The sequence below is a fragment of the Chitinophaga sp. CB10 genome (assembly GCA_001870995.2).
In the GTDB taxonomy this organism is placed as follows: domain Bacteria; phylum Bacteroidota; class Bacteroidia; order Chitinophagales; family Chitinophagaceae; genus Chitinophaga.
Genome location: MLAV02000003.1, coordinates 88,794 through 102,833, shown reverse-complemented (window position 1 = coordinate 102,833; position 14,040 = coordinate 88,794). Strand labels below are relative to the sequence as shown.

Annotated in this window: 14 protein-coding genes; 7 read left to right on the top strand and 7 right to left on the bottom strand. The window is 51.2% G+C overall.

The window, feature by feature from the left end; translation table 11 throughout:
• Positions 1 to 33: 33 nt before the first annotated feature.
• On the bottom strand, positions 34 to 1,050 hold the full coding sequence (locus tag BOC67_RS05825; protein WP_291908263.1) for a homocysteine S-methyltransferase family protein: 1,017 nt from the start codon (positions 1,048 to 1,050) through the stop codon (positions 34 to 36).
• Between the two features lie 394 nt (positions 1,051 to 1,444).
• Here BOC67_RS05825 and BOC67_RS05820 point away from each other — a divergent pair, with 394 nt between their 5' ends.
• Entirely contained in the window at positions 1,445 to 1,657 is a 213-nt protein-coding gene (locus BOC67_RS05820; protein ID WP_291908262.1) for a hypothetical protein, read from the top strand.
• A 169-nt stretch (positions 1,658 to 1,826) separates the two neighbouring features.
• On the opposite strand, the gene recR is transcribed toward BOC67_RS05820, so the two are convergent.
• From recR to BOC67_RS05805, 3 genes are read right to left on the bottom strand one after another with little or no spacing between them, the layout of a single operon-like run.
• Positions 1,827 to 2,447 carry a recombination mediator RecR gene (recR, locus tag BOC67_RS05815; protein WP_291908259.1) on the bottom strand — a complete coding sequence of 207 codons (621 nt, stop codon included), beginning with the start codon at positions 2,445 to 2,447 and terminating at the stop codon, positions 1,827 to 1,829.
• Positions 2,448 to 2,474: 27 nt separating this feature from the next.
• Entirely contained in the window at positions 2,475 to 3,953 is a 1,479-nt protein-coding gene (locus tag BOC67_RS05810; protein ID WP_291908257.1) for an Ig-like domain-containing protein, read from the bottom strand.
• Positions 3,954 to 4,001: 48 nt separating this feature from the next.
• Positions 4,002 to 7,157: an ATP-dependent DNA helicase gene (locus BOC67_RS05805; RefSeq protein ID WP_291908255.1), complete on the bottom strand. Its 3,156-nt coding sequence runs from the start codon at positions 7,155 to 7,157 to the stop codon at positions 4,002 to 4,004.
• A gap of 93 nt (positions 7,158 to 7,250) precedes the next feature.
• Between BOC67_RS05805 and BOC67_RS05800 the strand changes: the two genes are divergently transcribed.
• Entirely contained in the window at positions 7,251 to 7,718 is a 468-nt protein-coding gene (locus BOC67_RS05800) for an SRPBCC family protein (RefSeq protein WP_291908253.1), read from the top strand.
• Positions 7,719 to 7,741: 23 nt separating this feature from the next.
• Here the strand turns inward: BOC67_RS05800 and BOC67_RS05795 are convergent, their stop codons facing one another.
• The 3 genes from BOC67_RS05795 to BOC67_RS05785 form a co-directional block, all read right to left on the bottom strand.
• Entirely contained in the window at positions 7,742 to 8,266 is a 525-nt protein-coding gene (locus BOC67_RS05795) for a hypothetical protein (RefSeq protein ID WP_291908251.1), read from the bottom strand.
• 17 nt (positions 8,267 to 8,283) lie between these two features.
• The gene (locus tag BOC67_RS05790) at positions 8,284 to 9,291 is read right to left on the bottom strand and encodes a lipid A deacylase LpxR family protein (RefSeq protein ID WP_291908249.1); all 1,008 of its coding nucleotides are present in this window, start codon (positions 9,289 to 9,291) and stop codon (positions 8,284 to 8,286) included.
• Positions 9,292 to 9,371: 80 nt separating this feature from the next.
• On the bottom strand, positions 9,372 to 10,643 hold the full coding sequence (locus BOC67_RS05785) for an acetyl-CoA hydrolase/transferase C-terminal domain-containing protein (RefSeq protein WP_291908247.1): 1,272 nt from the start codon (positions 10,641 to 10,643) through the stop codon (positions 9,372 to 9,374).
• 467 nt (positions 10,644 to 11,110) lie between these two features.
• Here BOC67_RS05785 and BOC67_RS05780 point away from each other — a divergent pair, with 467 nt between their 5' ends.
• The 5 genes from BOC67_RS05780 (at position 11,111) to BOC67_RS05760 (ending at position 14,032) form a co-directional block, all read left to right on the top strand.
• On the top strand, positions 11,111 to 11,488 hold the full coding sequence (locus BOC67_RS05780; RefSeq protein WP_291908245.1) for a sigma-70 family RNA polymerase sigma factor: 378 nt from the start codon (positions 11,111 to 11,113) through the stop codon (positions 11,486 to 11,488).
• Positions 11,479 to 11,964: a hypothetical protein gene (locus BOC67_RS05775; RefSeq protein ID WP_291908243.1), complete on the top strand. Its 486-nt coding sequence runs from the start codon at positions 11,479 to 11,481 to the stop codon at positions 11,962 to 11,964. The genes BOC67_RS05780 and BOC67_RS05775 overlap by 10 nt, the downstream gene beginning before the upstream one ends.
• A gap of 110 nt (positions 11,965 to 12,074) precedes the next feature.
• Positions 12,075 to 12,551 (top strand): hypothetical protein, encoded by a 477-nt coding sequence (locus BOC67_RS05770; protein WP_291908241.1) that lies wholly within the window; start codon positions 12,075 to 12,077, stop codon positions 12,549 to 12,551.
• Between the two features lie 131 nt (positions 12,552 to 12,682).
• Positions 12,683 to 13,174, top strand: coding sequence for a lipocalin family protein (locus tag BOC67_RS05765; protein WP_291908239.1), 492 nt, complete (start codon positions 12,683 to 12,685; stop codon positions 13,172 to 13,174).
• A 108-nt stretch (positions 13,175 to 13,282) separates the two neighbouring features.
• Positions 13,283 to 14,032: a metal-dependent hydrolase gene (locus BOC67_RS05760; protein WP_291908237.1), complete on the top strand. Its 750-nt coding sequence runs from the start codon at positions 13,283 to 13,285 to the stop codon at positions 14,030 to 14,032.
• The last annotated feature ends 8 nt before the right edge of the window (positions 14,033 to 14,040 follow it).

Sequence of the window (14,040 nt, the reverse complement as noted above, 5' to 3'; positions counted from 1 at the left end):
TGTTACTTGTCGTCGAATTGAATTAAAAGTTGACTATGCCAGCGTATGTGTCAGGACAGGCCGTTGACGTGGTTTGATATTTTTCACATGTTCAGCAATGTGGCGGATATGATCCGGCGTGGTACCGCAGCATCCTCCAACAATATTCACGAACCCTGACGCGGCAAAGTCTTCAATGATACAGGCGGTATCTTCCGGTTGTTCGTCGTACTCCCCGAATGCGTTAGGTAAGCCGGCATTAGGATAGCAGCTTACATTGCAGCTGGCGATGTTGGAGAGTTCTTCCACATATGGGCGCATCTGTTGTCCGCCGAGGGCGCAGTTAAGCCCTACGGAGAAAGGATTGGCGTGCATCACGGAAATGTAGAATGCCTCGAGGGTCTGACCGCTGAGGGTACGACCGGATGCATCCGTAATAGTACCGGATATCATGATCGGCAGCTCAGGCTTGCCGCTTTCACGGAAGTATTTTTTGATGGCGAAGATGGCCGCTTTACAATTCAGCGTATCAAAAATGGTTTCGATCAGGAGGATGTCCACCCCGCCGTCTGAGAGCCCTTTGATCTGCTCTTCGTAGGCGGCTACCACCTCGTCGAAGGTAACGGACCTGTAACCAGGATTGTTAACATCCGGCGACAAGGACAAGGTTTTATTTAAAGGCCCGATAGCGCCGGCTACAAACCGCGGCTTATCCGGGTTTTTGGCCGTGTACTCTTCCGCCGCTTTTTTAGCGATACGGGCGCCTGCCACATTCAGCTCATAGGCCAGTTCCTGCATGTCGTAATCCGCCATGGCAATGGAAGTACAGCTGAAGGTATTGGTTTCAATAATATCCGCACCCGCTTCGAGGTATTCTTTGTGAATGGCTTCTATGATCTGCGGCTGGGTGAGGTTGAGAAGGTCATTGTTCCCTTTAAGGTCGCTGGGATAGTCTGCAAACCGGGCGCCTCTGTAATCTGCTTCGGTCAGTTTGTATCGCTGGATCATGGTGCCCATTGCACCATCGATGATGAGTACGCGCTCATCAGCACAGTCTTGTAAAGATTTCATGGCTCAATTGGTGTTTATTAGTTACTGTTAAAATACCAGGGGAACAATAAACAAATCCACCCTGTATATCCTTGCAAATATACTATATTCCTTACTATTATCCCGGTTTTCCAGGCCCTGCGGCGGCACTTAAGGGTGGTTATATCTACATCGCCAGATATAGATTTTGTCTATTTTATGGAGTAAAATTTGGAAATAGTCTATAAAGTCTACTATATTTGTAGGGTAATAATCAAGCATCATGCAACACGATAGTTTAAAGACAATGCAATATTCAGCCGTGGCTCCCCACCAGTCAGGCTTCCGCTGCTACCCGGCGGCCCGATGTATCTGCCTCTAACTCTTCTAATTGTCATTCGCTTTATTTATCTATTACAACAAAACTGAACCAATCATGACGATATCTCAGCATATCCATACACTCCGTGAACACCTGGCAAGGTTGGGGTTGCAGCCAGTAGCGGAACTCTCCTCCAACCAGCAGGAAGTATTTAAGGTATGTTTCCTTAACAAGTTTGAAATGCAGCGCTGGAAAGAGTTAAAGGAACAGGATCAATCAGTGACCAACCATAAAATATTTGAAGGGCTGCGCGAAAGCCAACCCTGACATGATTTTCATAACGTGGAATTACAGGTTAAACGAAGACGGGTGCTATTCAGCACCCGTATTTTTTTTCGCGGCATTTGCAAAACAGCCCGCGATGCCAGGAGCGCCGCGGGCCGTGCCGGGAAGGTTTGCGCAGCAGCGCTAATATCTCCCCCAAAAAAATAAAAAACTATTTCTGTTGTACATAGCTTTCCAAAGGCAGCCTGTTGGAAATGGACCTGGCCAGCGTCATCTCATCGGCATATTCCAACTCCCCGCCAAACGCAATACCACGGGCAATTGTAGTAATCTTCACCGGCAGCTCCTTCAGGCGCCTGCTGAGGTAATAAATCGTCGTATCCCCTTCAATGGTAGGATTTAGCGCCATGATCACTTCCGTTACGCCCTTCTGCTGTACCCGCTCCACGAGGGAATGGATATTCAGCTGATCGGGGCCCACGCCATCCAAAGGCGAAATAATACCGCCCAATACATGGTAGAGGCCGTTGTATTGCTGGGTGTTTTCTATGGCCATCACATCGCGGATGCTTTCCACCACACATACCACCTGTTTGTTACGGGAGTGGCTGATGCAGATGCTACACGTATCCTCGTCGGACACGTTGTGGCAATCCTTGCAAAACCTGATCTGCTCCCGCATTCTTGCTATCGCATCACTAAACTGCTGTACCTGTGCCGGCTCCTGCTTCAGCAGGTGCAGCACCAGCCGCAGCGCAGTCTTTTTCCCAATGCCCGGAAGCCTGGAAAACTCGTTGACCGCATTCTCTATAAGTGCAGATGAAAATACCATATCACAAAGGTAGCAAATCCTGTATGCCTAAATTTTCAGTGTTTTTATATTGTTCCAGCCCGCTTTCAGGTTGTATTTATCCGGCAGCAGGATCACGCGCTCAGGCTGCCGCTTAGGCGGAGTGAAGTAACTGCCGCGGTCCCATTTACCATTGTTGTTGGCATCCAGGAGTACCCTCACCGAGTACTCGCCCGGCGTAATCAGCTCCTGCGTCCACTTACCATTTACCGCCGTACCGGAATACCGGATGGTTTTATCCTGCACCAGCTGTATCACAAAATGCATGGTGCTGTCGCCAATCGCTTCGCGGGTACTGTCGCTCACCACGAGGTCCGCCTTGAAGATGGAATATTCCACCAGCTTTTTCGTCGTGAAGTTCACCGTATCCGGTTTCAGCAAAGCCTGGTTGGAAGTATCTCTCACCGCATCCTTCGGAATAATCAGCTGGTAAGGCGTGTTCTCCTTCCAGGGGTAATGCAGCACCCAGCTGGTTCGGTTACTGTCCAGCTGCGAATGATACGTCACCTGCTCCCGGGTGGAATCCTGGAACAACTGTATCCGGTTGCTGTCAATCATCCGCAATGGCTGGTTGAAATCTATCCGTAAAGGCTGCGGCAGCTCCTGTTTGTTGTTTTCCAGTTTGGCGGTGGCAGCCAGTTTAGGCAGTTTTTTCCTCCGCTCTTCCCTTTCCTTCTCCGTTTCTTCCACCGGCTCGGGCACATCCAGGGAATCCAGCGGATTGACCTTCTTTACCGTACTGTCGTTTTCCATAAACAGCAGCAGGTTCACATCGCCGATGTTCTTTTCCGTGATCACAATGGGTTTCTCAATAAAGGCAATCAGCTCCGACTCGGAGCTGTACATAAGGTCCTTGTCTTCTTCCTTAATGGCAAATATTTTATAGGAGCCCGGCGCCAGGTTCTTGAACCGGTACGAGCCATCGCTCTTGCTCTTGGCGTAATACAACGGCTTTTCCTTGCTCACGATGGAATCCGGACTGTCGGCATGATACAGCAAAACAGATACGCTACTGTCCAGCGTCCCGTTCTCCGCATTGATGATGCGGCCGGTGATCTGCAAGCTATCCAGGTAATCGCCGGTAGATACCACGTACTGGAAATCCGGGATCGGGTTCCGCTCATTGATATCGCGCACCCCATCGGCAAAATTGAATGTATAGGTCGTATTGGGTTTCAGTGTATCCTTAAACGTGATGGTCACGGTTCTCAGCTTGGCCGTGGCCACAGGCTGGCGCTTCAGGGTAGGGGATACGATCAGCTTATCGTTAATGTTGTCCAGCTCCACATACTCGTCAAACACAAACTGGATCTTCTGCCCCTTAAAGTGCAGGGTCGAATCCGCCGGGCGCGCCTGTAACAGCACCGGCGGCAGGGTATCCCGCGGGCCACCGCCAGGCGGCACTATATTGGCGCATCGTGAAAAAAAGATAATCGCTACCGGTATAAATATCAGCCAGAAAGTCCAGCTCCTGAATTGTTGATTCATGAATGTTAGAATATTTGGCAAACTTACGAAATGAGTCGAAAGCGGCTATTATATTTCGGGTTCTTCTTCCAGGGTATGTAGAGAAATGTATAACTTATTGTCTTTCACAAAATTACACCATGGGCAATCCGGCTTCCCGCAGCCGGTATAAAAATCTTTCTCCTGTATTTTGGCCCAGGTAGTGGCAATCTGCCGGGAGACGGTGGTGAGGTCCTCCGGGGTGATCACCACTTTTTCCTTGTGGTACGCCTGCTGCTTATCCGGCTCAATGAAATCAAATTCAGTACTCACCACATTCCAGCTCCTGGGCCGGTAATTGTCCAGCAGCAGCTTATAAAACACGGCCTGCCGCCAGTAATCGCCTCCATCGGGCGATTGCTCATTGGGCCGGTCAAACTTCCTGTAGTCCTTTTTCGCCTTTTCATAGTCGCCCGTTTTATAGTCCACCACGTTGATGTTATTGCCGTCAAATTCCAGCTTATCCACTTTCCCCTTGATAGGCACGCCGTTGACCACCACGTTCCGGATGTTGCGCTCCACGCTTACAATCTTATTCCAGCTATGAACATACTGTTTGTAATAGTTGGTCAGTATTTCAATGCCGTACTCCATGCGCCGCTCAAACGACTCCCTGGTAAAGCATTCCCGGTTGCGCAGCATGCTCCATTTAAAGTCCCCGATGAACGCTTCGCAGGAAGGGAACGTGTTATTGTTCTCCTGCATTTTTTTGAAGAGCTTTTCCACCGCGTAGTGAACCGCTGCGCCAAATTCCGTGCTTTCGGAACGGCCGGCGGGCACCTTCACCAGGCTTTTGTAAAAGAAACTGAGCGGGCAGTTCAGGTAATTGTTCAGCGCCGTTACGTTCATGGTAAAGCTGCTCAGCAGCCCGTCAATGAAGCCATGGTCCGCCGGCGGGATTTCGGGGGAGAGGCGCGGCCTGTACTGCAATGCGTCAAATTCAAACCCTGCATTTTCATGCAGGGTAATATGATCTGCCGGCAGTGGCATTGCCTCCCTGATTTCCGTAATAAACCGGCTGGGTTCAAGCGGTTTGCCATCCTGCCGGTGCTCCGGGTAGCTGATGTAAAGATGCTTTTCCGCCCTGGTGATAGCCACATAGAATAACCGACGCAGTTCCGCTTCCTCGTCCGTCGTGTGGTGGGTGTCGAAAACCGTATCCGGCAACGGGAAACCGGCCGGAGCGGCCTTTTTCTTCTCCCAGATATGAGCATTAACACCCGCCAAAAATACATGTTCAAATTCCAGGCCTTTGGAGCCGTGGGCAGTGACCAGGTTGATCCCTTTATCGCTGCCGGACACCTGCACCAGTTCGATGGGAATATGGTTGGCTTCCATCAGGTCCACTGTTTCCATCAGCTCAATCAGCGTGAGGTCAGGATTGCGGCGGGTTTCGTCCCTGATGAAGTCCAACAGCGTTTGCAATACCTTCATCAGCCAGCCTTTTTCGTTGGAGGCCATGACGTAGTTCAATACGCCGCCTTCGCCAATGATGGAAGCAAAAAGTTGTTGCAGGGTGAGATTATAAGCCTGGCCGATCCACTTTTCCAGCAGTTGGCCCAGCTTCATCAGCTCATCGTCCGGCGCTTCCGAAAACAGCGTACGGTTGCGGGTATGCTGCCAATCCTGCAAGAACGCGCGGATGGAGGTTTTTTCGCTATACCCCTTTTCCGCCACCCGGATGCTGACCTTAGCCGCCTCCAAAGGAGAGATGTTGTAAAAATCGTAGTGCATGATTTCGAACAGCAGGCCATCGCCGCTGTACGGCGTGTCCATCTCGGCGGCAATGTAGCGCAGCAGGTTCAGCACATTGCGGGCAAAAGGGATATGGAATAAGTTGACATTCTTTTTGGAGTATGCCGGCAGCCCCTTTAAGCGGAAATATTCCGCCAGTTCTTGCCCGTAGCGGTTTTCCCGGTAGATAACGGCGATGCGGCCGGGGGCAGTACCGGCTTCGATCAGCTGTGCGCAGCGCAGGGTGATGTCCGCCATCTCATCCCTGGGCGTCTGATACACCCGGATAAGGGGAGGTATCCGCAGTTCTTTCAGCAGGCGATTGCTGGCCACCAGTTTTTTGCTCAGCCCTTCCAGCTGGTTCACCAGCCTGGAAGAGCCGTTATGTTCGATCAGCGCCATGGCCGTATCGAGGATGGGCTGTACGGAGCGGTAGTTTTCCGTGAGTACGATGGTGCGGAGCGTATGGGCAAAATCGTTGGCAAATACCAGCATGTTTTCCACGTTGGCGCCCTGGAAGCGGTATATGGACTGATCATCGTCGCCCACAACAAATACGTTGGGCTGTTCTTCCCCTTTGATCAGCTGTTGTAAGAGTTTGTTCTGCGAGCCGCTGGTATCCTGGTATTCATCCACCAGGATGTACTGGAAGCGTTCCTTGTAATCGGCCAGCAGGTGAGGGTGGGTTTCAAACGCGCGGATCACCCAGGTGATCATATCGTCGAAGTCGTACCGGTTGGCGTTCAGCATCAGCTGCTGAAACACGTCGAACTGCTCTACTGCGGCCTGCAGCCGGGCCATTTTCTCCCGTTCCTTTTCAATCCTGTCTGTCCGGATATCCCCTTTTTTATACGGGCCGGTGGTCTTTTTGCTGATGAACTCCTCCCGTTGCGGCAAACTTTCGACATAGGCGGCAATACGTTCACGGATATACGGAACGGTCCATCCTTCCCTTTTCATGGTAGAAAAAAGGTGGGCCAGGTTCTTTATGTCAAAGTACACATCGCCCCGGTAGCGCTTCAGCGGGTTATCCCGGGAAAAGCCGTCGATCAGCTTTTTGAGCAGCTGAATTTTTTCCAGGTCGGAGATGGGGTCCAGCACTGTTTTATCGAACAGGCTGAGGTTATCCTGTATAACTTCATTGCAAAAGGAGTGGAAGGTATGGATATGTACGCGATAGGCATCCGGCCCTATGAAATCGATCAAACGCTTGCGCATGGCCACGGTGCCGGCATCCGTATAAGTGAGGCAAAGGATGTTCTGCGGCATGAAGTCGGTATCCCGTAAAATCTTACCGATGCGGGAGGCCAGGATCTGGGTTTTCCCAGTTCCCGGTCCGGCAATTACCATTACCGGACCCTCCGTATGATCTACCGCTTCCCGCTGCCGATGATTTAACCTGCTGTAATATTCCTCGAAGCGTTGCTGCTGTTGATTCGGATCCAGGGCCATGCCGTGCATTTTACAACCAATGAACAAAAATACATTAACTTAAACGTACTTGCGGTACTACAAATTACAGTGTTACTTTAATGTTGATAACTCATGGGTGCAGTTTATTCCCTTTCACGCGTACAACTTATCCCGGCCCCGCTGGAGGCTGTGTGGGACTACTTTTCAGCTCCCGGCAACCTGGCTGCCATTACCCCTTCCTATATGCGTTTCCGTGTGACCTCCGCTCCGCACCAGGGCAGCATTTACCCGGGGCAGATCATCACGTATAAGGTAAGCCCGGTACTGGGCGTTCCGCTGACCTGGGTGACGGAAATTACCCATGTACATCCCCGGCGTTTTTTTGTGGACGAGCAGCGGAAAGGGCCTTACCGGATGTGGCGCCATGAGCACCATTTCGAGGAAGTGCCCGGTGGGGTGAGCATGCGGGACCTCGTACATTACGAATTGCCGTTGGGCGTATTGGGGACGCTGGCCCATGGCCTGTTTGTAAAGAAACAACTGGAAGAGCTGTTTCTTTACAGGACGGGCAGGATAGCCGAGGTATTTGGGAAGATGTGAGTGGGTTACCAGCTGTCAAAACCCTATTCCTGCTCATTCACCGTGGTCGCCAACTGGTCCCCGTTATACAGCTGAATAGCCGTTTTCCCTGTCTTCGGAATAGCCCCCAGCCAGAGCGGCACAACAGCATAGCTGCTCTTCTCCGCACTGGCCGCCGCAGAAAAATGCAGCGCCGCATTATTCGTATTCGTATTAAGCGTGGCCGAGTCCAGCGAAAGCTGCGTGCCGTAATACGTTGCCGGCATGGTAGCCGCCACTACAATGCTGGTCCCGAAGTCCGGCGCAACAATCTTGTTATTCATCGTTTTGGCAACGCCAAACAGGCTGTCAAAACTCTGCTGGTTGTCGATCACCCAAAAGGTAAGACTGTCGCTAACCTTTACCGTATTCTTCACAAAAAAACCGGAGAGCGGCGTTACATCCAGCTGCGTAACAGGATCAGGCGTGGTGGCCACTGTGCTGTCCATATCCTCCGTGTGTTGCTGAGGGTTGTTCTGGCAGGCTGCAGCCAGTATCAGCATTGCTACAGGCATAAAAAATCTGCGCATATTCATTCGTTTTAAGGTTATTGAGCCGGCGGCGGGGCCTTGGATAATGAGATCAGCAGGGAAATGTTGCCCACGCTGTGCTTGCCCGTACCGCGCATCCATGCGGATCTGGTTTGTTGGGTATAGATGACGGAGCATCTGTTGAAGCCCAGGCCCACACCGTAATCAATGCCCACCGTGAAATGTTTCATCCTCGTTTCCTGCTGGGCCGACAGGTCCATAAAATCGCCGCTCCGCCATTTAAAAATGCCTCCCTGCAACAGCGCATTGTAAAAAACGACGTTGAACATGGGGTTGCCGAAGGCATACACCTGGAACTTGTTCCTGGTAGCGGTTTTCAGGTCGGTATTCCCGAAGTAGGGATTCAATTTTCCCACCCTGATCACCGTTTTCGCCTGCAGGGCGGCCACCATGGTACCCGCCTGGGCGTTGGCGCTGCCCACCACTTCCAGGAAAGGCCTGGGCGTATAGAGCATGCGCTCGTAAGTGAAGTTATAGTTCAGCAGCGGCGCATTTGGCACCTGGTGTTGCCAGCCTTTAGGCTTCTGGTAGTGTATGAGGTTGTGGAAAAACGTCTGGGTTTCTTCCGCAAACGCCAGCGGCCCCATTACGCCAAAGAGTATCTCCGAGTGCAGACTGTATTGTTTGAGCGGATTGTAGGAAGTAAGCTCATGGCGGGCAAACAGGGCGCCGGCATAATAGTAATCATCCGGGTTAAAAGCCGTATCACTGATATTGTTCGGCGTGATCATAATCTGCATGAGGTTCCACTCCCAAACGTTGATGGCCTGTTTGCCGGCTTTGGGCATCAGCCAGTTGTCCACAAACCGGCTTTGTTTGAATTTCATATAGCGGTACCCGATAAGGGTGCCATTGCTGTAAGCCTTATCGGTGCCCCGGCCCCAGATGTTGAAGAAGTCGTCATCTTCGTATATCCGCAGGAGCCGGGTAGCATTTTGGGTGAGCTGGGCCAGTGCCACAGCCGGCATCCCCATCAGTACGATACATAGTAAAGCTATCTTCATGCTACGGAAATTATTGCCTGTCGGAATAAATAACCATCGATCGCAGCGCATTGTTGTACCTGCCGGCGTTAAATGAGGCGTCAGAAGATCTTGAAGATCTCAAAAGCGTCGCGGGAGAGCTGTTCCCGGTGGTCCGGGTGAGCGATGTTGATCAGCTCCTGGGCTCTTTGTTTCAGGTTTTTTCCCTGCAGGTAAGCGATGCCATATTCCGTTACCACGTAGTGGACATGCGCCCGCGTGGTTACAACGCTGGCGCCGGGTTGCAGCCGGGATACAATGCGGGAAATGCCTTTGGAGGTAGCCGCCGGGATGGCGATGATCGGTTTGCCGCCTTGCGAGAGTGCGGCGCCCCGCATAAAATCCATTTGTCCGCCTACGCCGCTGTACTGCCGGATACCAATGGAGTCTGCGCAAACCTGCCCGAAAATATCAATCTCAATCGCGCTGTTGATGGCCGTTACCTTCGGATTCTTGCGGATATTGGTGGGGTTGTTGACATACTCAACATCCAGCAGCCGCACGATGAGATTATTATCCATAAAATCGTACAAACGCCGGGAGCCGATGGCGAAGCTGGAAATGAGCAAACCCGGCTGTATGGCCTTTTTGCGGCCGGTGATCACGCCTTTTTCCACGAGGTCGATGATCCCGTCGGAAAACATTTCCGTATGAATACCGAGGTCCTTATGCGTATCCAGGCACTGCAGCACCGCGTTGGGGATGCCGCCAATGCCCATTTGCAGGGTCGCGCCGTCTTCAATCAGGGAGGCCACGTGTTTGCCGATGGATATTTCAATATCGCTGGGCGCATTCACCTGTTGTTCGTATATCGGGTAATCCGCTTCCACAGCGGCGGTGATGCGGGAGATGTGAATAACCCCGTCGCCCAATACCCGGGGCATGGAAGGGTTGATCTCCGCGATAATCACAGGAGCCAGTTCAATCGCTGACCGGCTCACGTCGCAGGAGACCCCGAGGGTACAGTACCCGTTTTTATCCGGCGGGGAAACGGTGATCAGCGCTACGTCTATCGGGTGGTCCATGGAGCGGAAGTACTTGGGGATTTCGCTGAGGAACATGGGCACGTAATTCGCGCGGCCTTCGTTGACGGCCTTGCGGATGTTTTTGCCCACGAAGAAGGTATCTACCTGGAAGGAGTTCACGTGTTCCGCATCGGCATAGGGCGCCTCCCATTCCGTGTGAATGCTCACCAGCCGTACGTTCCGGAGTTCGTGGCTACGGTGCGCCATTTCCCTGACGAGCAGTTTGGGCGTGGCGGCGGCGGTATGAATGAAAACGGTATTGTCGGACTGGATAAGCTTTACGGCTGCTGCGGCGGATGTGTAGGGCATATTTGCGGGTTTTTACCATGCTAAAGTAACCTGCCGGCAGCTGCTGAAAAATGAGCGATATCATGTTCCCGCAGCGGGCAGGCTTTTCCGGGAAAATGAACAAGCAGGAACCGCCAATTGTTGGCAGTGGGTTAGTGGTGTTTTTTTTGTCAGGGGAGATGGGACACATACATGCTAAAAAATGCACATGTAGCCAAACTGCCTGCTATGGCCTATTCCGTAATCGGAGTTGTCCATTCTAGCTGAAAGTGTGTATAAGTTTTGCCGTTTAGGCTGATTTAAATACCTCTCAAATGTTATATTTTAGCAATCTAAACCGGTACTACTACTAATTGCGGAGAGATCTGGCACATATAAGTGAGCAAGCGCTGATAGATAGGCTTACTATGGGGGACCCTGCAGCAAGGGAATATCTTTATGACCGGTATGCTGCAGCTTTGTACGGCTTGGTGCTACAATTGGTTCCCGTGAAGGATAAAGCCAACGATGTGATGGTCCGGGTGTTTACCTGGGTATATCGGAATATCAACAGCTACCAGACCTCCGGCTACAAAACGCTATTTGCCTGGCTGTTACGAAAAACACGGGAAATGGCCATTAAGGAAGCTGTCCCGGAAGGCTCCCTGATCGGTACCGAATTGATCAGGAACGAAGAAGGGGTGTTACAGCGGTTTTATGTAAGATTACCCACCGCAGAGCAACAGGTATTCCGGTTGTGTTATTTCAGAGGATTATCAACAACAACGATAGCCCGTATGATGGCAATATCAGAAGGGCAGGTAAATGAAATCCTGGAAGCTGCCATGAAGGCTTTCAGAAAATTCTTGTCAGACAGTTGGAACTAAAGTTTTACATAGAAAGCGGGATTATTGAATCCTATGTCTTAGGACTCGTATCGGAAGCTGAAGCGGAAGAGTTTCAGCTGATGAGAAAACTTTATCCTGAACTCGAAACAGAGATCGAGATCGTAGAGCGCAGGATAGAGAGAGCCGCCTTCGACGAAGCCGTGCTGCCTCCCGCAGAGGTAAAGGACCGCGTTATGCAAAGCTTTCGTTGGGAAGACGCCGGCGCCGGCTTCGGTGGCGGAGCCTCAGCCGATCCTCCCCCCAACTATACCTTTATCAACATCCAGCCCAAAGACGGGGACCAGATAATGGTACACAAAAATTGGCGGTTGTTCTTCATTTTCCTGGTTTTACTGGCTAAAATCCTATTATTTTTTGCCATTTTCTATTTCCTGAAGTACGCCCAGGTAAAAGAAGAGCAGAAAAAATCAAGTCTGTACAATTATCCTTCCTCCATTACCGTTTCCCAGGTATAGGGTTAATTGAAAAAAATATTTTCAAATTGAGAATCCGGTTACCATTCAAAGACGTAAGTATTATTACTAATATATTTATTAGTTAGCTTGACACACTTATATTATTAATCTTGAATATTAAGGAATATATTGACAGTGGTATCATCGAGCGGTGTCTGCTTGGGCTTGCTACTCCGGAGCAGGAAGCCGAGCTGCAATACCTCCGGGAGATATATCCGGCCCTGCGCATGGAAGCAGAGGCGGTAGAGCTGCGCCTGGAAACCATGGTGTTCGCAGAAGCAGTAAAACCGCCGCCAGCCATCAAAGCCAGGGTAATGGAGGAGATCCGCGAGCGGTATAACCAGGAACCATATAACGGCGGTAACTATACGAACCACCACCACGCCCGTCACAACGACTATATTCCCTTCAATCCCGGCTGGAAACGGAAAATTACCGTCAGCATCTGGTGGAGATGCGCCTTCATCGCCATGTGCGTCATCACCATGGCCCCGGCCGCCTCTACCTGGTACCTGTACAAACAGGTAAACCGCCTGCAGGACGCCATTATCCACTATAATTACCCCGCCCCGCCAGCCGCCCGCTGACACATTATAATTTCATTTGGTACGTTTATTGCAAATGCTGAAATTGCCGGCGATTTCAACCTGTTAAACCATATTGGTACACAGTATGTTGTTATCAACAAGAGCATTTAAAATAAACTAATACACTTTCCATGAAAAATTTATCATTTGCTGCTGTATTGCTCGCAATGATCGCTATTATCGGATCTGCTTGCACTCCAAAACAAGGCGTAACTACCGACATTAACAAGGCCGCCGTTAAAGGCAACTGGGTACTGACCGATGTTAAGTACGAAGGGATTCCTGATAACGCTAAAGTAACCGTGTTTGATCAGGCAGAAGCTAAATGTTTCATCGGAAGCCAGTGGGTACTGCCGGATAACGCTGCCATGGGTTCCTACACCCTCAACGCCAGCGATAACAACTGCGCGCCAGCCTCCCAGAAGATCGTATGGTCCCTCTTCAAAGGCGCTAACGGTATGCAGTTCCAGTTCAAAAAACTCTACTCCGGCGAAAAAGCTAAAAACGTGACCGACGGCTACCGTGTAGACGTGCTGGGCGCTGGCAGCACCATGACCTGGAGAGCGAATGTGAACTTCGAAGGCAACAACGCCGCGATCATCTACACCTTACAGCGCCAGTAATCCGCTACTATAAAATTTCGTATAGCCGTTCCGGAAATCGCCTGGAACGGCTTTTTTTATGCGAACCAGAAATAGTATATTCGGTAAGCAGTAAAACCGGCAATTTTTATGAGCGCGCAGCACACCAAAATCAAGTTCCTTGCCCATGCTAGTTTTCAGATAACTACCCCGGAAGGAAGAGTCATTCTGATAGACCCATGGTACACAGACAATCCTTTTCTCCCCGCCGGCACTACCATTCCACCGCAGGTGGACCTGATACTGCTGACGCATGGCCACGATGATCACCTGGACAAAAAGATTATTGACTTCATCCGCAATAACTCCCCTAAAGTGATCGCCAGCCCGGGCGTAAGGGCCTACCTGACCAACAACAGCGTGCCCGCCCATGCCTTTGAACCCATGAATTTCGGCGGCACCGTATCCCTGATGGATTGCAGGGTCACCATGACCAACGCCTTTCACCAGGCATCCATCACCCAGCCCGATGGCAAATACGGCTACCTCCACGCTACCAACGGCTTCATCATCTGGCTGAGCGACGACGTGTCCGTTTACTACTCCGGCGATACCTCCGTCTTCGGCGATATGGGCCTGATCGGAGAAATCTATGAACCGGACATCGCCATCCTGCCAATAGGGGACCGCTTTACCATGGGGCCGCTGGAAGCCGCCTTCGCCACCAGGCTGCTGAAAGTACACCACGTCATCCCCTGTCACTACGGGACCTACCCGGCGCTAACAGGCACGCCTGAACGATTAAAAGAATTGACGCAGGACCTTTCCCACCTGGAAATACACGTCCTGAAAGCCGGCGAAGAGCTGGACACCGCCGGGCTGAAGCTGAAACAGTGGTAATAAACTGA

Bases quoted from the DNA above. Each gene is read 5' to 3' on its own strand.
- BOC67_RS05825 (WP_291908263.1), bottom strand. From the start codon at position 1,050: ATGAAATCTTTACAAGACTGTGCTGATGAGCGCGTACTCATCATCGAT.
- BOC67_RS05820 (WP_291908262.1), top strand. From the start codon at position 1,445: ATGACGATATCTCAGCATATCCATACACTCCGTGAACACCTGGCAAGG.
- recR (WP_291908259.1), bottom strand. From the start codon at position 2,447: ATGGTATTTTCATCTGCACTTATAGAGAATGCGGTCAACGAGTTTTCC.
- BOC67_RS05810 (WP_291908257.1), bottom strand. From the start codon at position 3,953: ATGAATCAACAATTCAGGAGCTGGACTTTCTGGCTGATATTTATACCG.
- BOC67_RS05805 (WP_291908255.1), bottom strand. From the start codon at position 7,157: ATGGCCCTGGATCCGAATCAACAGCAGCAACGCTTCGAGGAATATTAC.
- BOC67_RS05800 (WP_291908253.1), top strand. From the start codon at position 7,251: ATGGGTGCAGTTTATTCCCTTTCACGCGTACAACTTATCCCGGCCCCG.
- BOC67_RS05795 (WP_291908251.1), bottom strand. From the start codon at position 8,266: ATGCGCAGATTTTTTATGCCTGTAGCAATGCTGATACTGGCTGCAGCC.
- BOC67_RS05790 (WP_291908249.1), bottom strand. From the start codon at position 9,291: ATGAAGATAGCTTTACTATGTATCGTACTGATGGGGATGCCGGCTGTG.
- BOC67_RS05785 (WP_291908247.1), bottom strand. From the start codon at position 10,643: ATGCCCTACACATCCGCCGCAGCAGCCGTAAAGCTTATCCAGTCCGAC.
- BOC67_RS05765 (WP_291908239.1), top strand. From the start codon at position 12,683: ATGAAAAATTTATCATTTGCTGCTGTATTGCTCGCAATGATCGCTATT.
- BOC67_RS05760 (WP_291908237.1), top strand. From the start codon at position 13,283: ATGAGCGCGCAGCACACCAAAATCAAGTTCCTTGCCCATGCTAGTTTT.